The following is a 1172-nucleotide window of genomic DNA, read 5'->3' as shown; positions in this document are numbered from 1 at the left end:
TTGCCGATGACAAAGTCACCCTCGGCCGTGCGCACGGTGCCGATGGGCGCCAGCACGGCGGCGGTGCCGCAGGCGAAGGCCTCGCGCACCCGGCCGGTGGCGGCATCCTCCTTCCACTGCGCCAGGGTATACGGCTCCTCCACCACCGTGTGGCCCAGGCTGCGCGCCAGCTGGATGATGCTGTCGCGGGTGATGCCGGGCAGGATGGTGCCGCTGAGCGGCGGGGTCAGCAGGCTGCCGTCGTCGCGGACGAAGAAGACGTTCATGCCGCCCAGCTCCTCGATCCAGCGATGCTCCGCCGCGTCCAGGAACACCACCTGGTCGCAGCCGTGCTTGCTGGCCTCCAATTGGGCGATCAGGCTGGCGGCGTAGTTGCCGCCGCACTTGGCCGCGCCGGTGCCGCCGGGGGCGGCGCGGGTGTAGTTCTCCGGCGCCCAGATGGTGATGGCCTTGGCCCCGCCCTTGAAGTAGGCGCCCACCGGGCAGGCGATGACGCAGAAGATGTACTCCGACGCCGGCCGCACGCCCAGGAAAGCCTCGTTGGCGAACATGAAGGGCCGGATGTACAGGCTGGCGCCCTCCCCGCCGGGGATCCAGGCCTGGTCGATGCGCACCAGCTGCTCCACCGCTTCCAGGAACAGCTCCTCCGGGATCAGCGGCATGGCCATGCGTTCGGCCGAGTCCCGAAAGCGCTTGGCATTGGCGTCGGGCCGGAACAGCGTCACGCCGCCGTCCGCCGCGCGATAGGCCTTCATGCCCTCGAAGACTTCCTGGGCGTAGTGCAGCACAGCCGCCGCAGGATCGAGCGCGAACGGCGCCCGCGCCGTGACCTTGGCGTCATGCCAACCCTGGCCCTCCGTCCAGCGGATCGTCACCATGTGGTCGGTGAATACCTTGCCGAAGCCGGGGTTTTCCAGGATGCGGACAGGGTGCTGCCGCTGGTCACGGCATTGGCACTGAGGCCGGTGATGCCGCTGGTGACCGTGGCGCCGGCGTAGTTGGACCCGGTGCCGCCTTGGATCAGGGTGACGCTGTCGCCCACCAGGTAATTGCCCGCCGCGCTGACCCCGGCGTTGACCACGCCGCCCGTCACGCTGGCCGCCCCGCTGACGCTCAGCATATGGCCGCCCGTGGTCAGTGTGCCGCTGCTCTGGCTGAAGTTGCCCGTGACG

At 69.7% G+C, this 1172-nt stretch carries 2 protein-coding genes; both read right to left on the bottom strand.

Annotation, left to right across the window (positions count from 1 at the left end):
• The coding region (locus P5F91_RS02170; protein ID WP_422394451.1) for a branched-chain amino acid aminotransferase at nucleotides 1-917 on the bottom strand (917 nt) is incomplete at its 3' end.
• A partial coding sequence (locus P5F91_RS02165) for a hypothetical protein (RefSeq protein ID WP_277906797.1) occupies nucleotides 872-1172 on the bottom strand: 301 nt, incomplete at its 5' end. The genes P5F91_RS02165 and P5F91_RS02170, both read right to left, overlap by 46 nt.

It is taken from the genome of Nitrospirillum amazonense (assembly GCF_029594735.1).
Lineage (GTDB): Bacteria > Pseudomonadota > Alphaproteobacteria > Azospirillales > Azospirillaceae > Nitrospirillum > Nitrospirillum amazonense.
Note: the sequence above shows the minus strand (reverse complement) of the source record. Positions and strands in the feature narration are given on the sequence as shown.